The following is a 951-nucleotide window of genomic DNA, read 5'->3' as shown; positions in this document are numbered from 1 at the left end:
GCCGCCCGGGACCACCTCACGCGGCGGCTCGCCCCCTTCGTGACGGAGGCGTACGCGACCGTCGCCGGCGAACGGCACGAGGCGACGATCACCGGCGTCCTCAGCGTCCGCGGCGGTGACCCGGAGGACGCGGCAGCGACGGACCCCGTGCTCGGGACCCCGGACGAGCCGGTCACGGTCCCCGCTGCGGCCGAGGCGTTCAGGAGTGCGCTCGACCGCCGCCGCCGGGACGAACTCGACCGAGGACTGACCCTCGTCGGACCCCACCGGGACGACGTGCTCTTCCAGCTCAACGGGTTACCCGCCCGCGGCTACGCCAGTCACGGGGAATCGTGGTCCTTCGCGTTGGCCGTGCAGCTCGCGAGCGCCGCGGTGCTGCGTGCCGAGTCGACGCTCGGCGACCCGATCATCATCCTCGACGACGTCTTCGCCGAACTCGACGAGTCCCGCCGGGAACGGCTCGCGAACGCGGTCGCGGACTACGAGCAGGTGCTCATCACGGCGGCGGTGTTCGGTGACGTTCCCGAGCAGCTGGCGGCGCACACCGTGCACATCGAGGCCGGCACGATCGTCGACCGGCCCGCGCCGGCCACGACCGTCGACCCGTCGAGCGCGGACACGGCGTCCTGATGCCGAAGCCCTGGAAGCCCACCGAGCCGTCCCGGTTCTACCGCCACCTGAAGGCCGTGTTCGGCGACCCGTCGCTCCGCACCGTGGACGCCCGGCGCCGCCGAGTCGACCCGGCCTCGCGCGAGGAGATCCTCGGCGCCCTCGCGGGCTACGAGGGTGCGGTCGTGCTCGTGTCGCACGACGCGGGCGCGGTGGAGGCCCTCAACCCGGAGCGTGTCCTGCTGCTGCCGGACGGTACCGAGGACCACTGGAACAAGGAGTACGCGGAGCTCATCGAGCTCGCCTGACCGGCGGGCGCGCGGCGCGCGCGATCGGACGGGA

At 73.4% G+C, this 951-nt stretch carries 2 pseudogenes; both read left to right on the top strand.

The features are described from left to right. Nucleotides 1-630: pseudogene (locus I59_RS23455) on the top strand (DNA replication and repair protein RecF); the annotation flags it as partial. Between the two features lie 104 nt (nucleotides 631-734). Then, nucleotides 735-917 (top strand): annotated as a pseudogene (locus I59_RS21415) (ABC transporter ATP-binding protein); the annotation flags it as partial. Between the last annotated feature and the right edge of the window lie 34 nt (nucleotides 918-951).

Source organism: Curtobacterium sp. B8 (assembly GCF_000333315.1).
Taxonomy (GTDB): Bacteria; Actinomycetota; Actinomycetes; order Actinomycetales; family Microbacteriaceae; genus Curtobacterium; species Curtobacterium luteum.
This window is presented reverse-complemented; position numbering and strand designations above follow the sequence as displayed.